This window comes from Pseudomonas guariconensis (assembly GCF_015680235.1).
Lineage (GTDB): Bacteria > Pseudomonadota > Gammaproteobacteria > Pseudomonadales > Pseudomonadaceae > Aquipseudomonas > Aquipseudomonas guariconensis_A.
In genome coordinates, this window is record NZ_JADLJL010000072.1 from 1 (window position 1) to 1,446 (window position 1,446).

Below are 1,446 nucleotides of genomic sequence, written 5' to 3' on the forward strand. Positions count from 1 at the left end.
CTTGGTCCAGGGTCAATTTCTCGAAGTTGTCGCTGCCGGTAACGGTATCGAGCTTGTTGACGATTTCTGGTTGACCGCCAGTGAACACATCATCAGGGGCTTTAACGGTGACGGAGCCACTGGCGCTGCCTGCCGGAATAGTGACTTCGGTGCCATCGGTCAGCTTGAACACCAGGCCGCCGTGACCAGTGACTGGCAATTTCTGGCCGTTGCTCAACGTGACGGTGTAAGTAATTTCACCGCCTTCGGTGACGCTGGTCTTGTCGACGGAGAGGGTCGCGACGACTTCGCTCTCGGTGTCGGTAATCTTGACCGTAGCGTCGTCGCCCAGTTGCAGGTTCTCGAATTGCTTACCGTCGACGCCCGCATCGGTGACCCCCAGCGAAACTTCACCCGCGTCTTTGAATACATCATCACCTTGAGCCGGCAGCGAATAGTCGACTTCAGTTTTGCCAGCCTGGATGACGACCTGCTGATTGTTGCTCAGCGTAACGGTCACATCGTGATCGAGTTTTTCGCTGATCCGGATGGTGAAGGTCGGTTGCTGGTCTTCGGTCACATCGCCTTTGCTGACGATGGTGACTTCGAACTTGTCGCCTTCATTGCCAGTGCCAGGAGTGCCCGAACCTGGTTCGTCGGTGATCTTGGTCGAAACGGATTGATCGTCGAGGGTGAGTTTCTCGAACTTGTCGCCGCCTTCTACCGACTCAAGCTTGTTGGTGATGGTCGGCTGACCGCCGGTGAATACATCATCCGGTGCTTTGACAGTAATGGAGCCGCTGGCGCTGCCAGCCGGAATAGTGACCTCGGTGCCATCGGTCAGCTTGAACACCAGGCCACCGTGACCAGTTACTGGCAATTTCTGGCCGTTGCTCAGCGTGACGGTGTAGGTGATCTCGCCACCTTCAGCGACAGTGGATTTATCCACAGACAATGTGGCGGTTACTTCGCTGACGGTGTCGGTGATGTTGACGACCGCCTTGCCGCCCAGCTGCAGATTTTCGAACTGCTTGCCCTGGACGGTCGCGTCGGTGACGCCCAGTTCGGCTTTGCCTGGGTCGGTGAAGACGTCATCGCCTTGAGCCGGCAACGAATAATCGACTTCAGTTTTGCCAGCTTGGATGACGACCTGCTGATTGTTGCTCAGCGTAACGGTCACATCGTGATCGAGCTTCTCGCTGATCCGGATGGTGAAGGTCGGTTGCTGATCTTCAGTCACGTCGCCTTTGCTGACGATAGTAACTTCGAACTTGTCGCCTTCGTTGCCGCTATTAGTGCCCGAACCTGGTTCGTCGGTGATTTCCGTAGATACGGAGCCATCACCCAAAGTGAGCTTCTCGAATTTCTCGCCGCCCTCTACCGACTCAAGCTTGTTGGTAATGGTTGGCTGGCCGCCGGTGAACACATCATCTGGTGCTTTAACGGTGACGGAGCCACTGGCGCTAC

The 1,446-nt window shown here is 56.1% G+C and carries 1 protein-coding gene; it reads right to left on the reverse strand.

Annotated features, from left to right (window positions below):
• Nucleotides 1-1,446: immunoglobulin-like domain-containing protein (locus IRZ56_RS22890; protein WP_328312110.1), on the reverse strand; the 1,446-nt coding region annotated here is incomplete at both ends.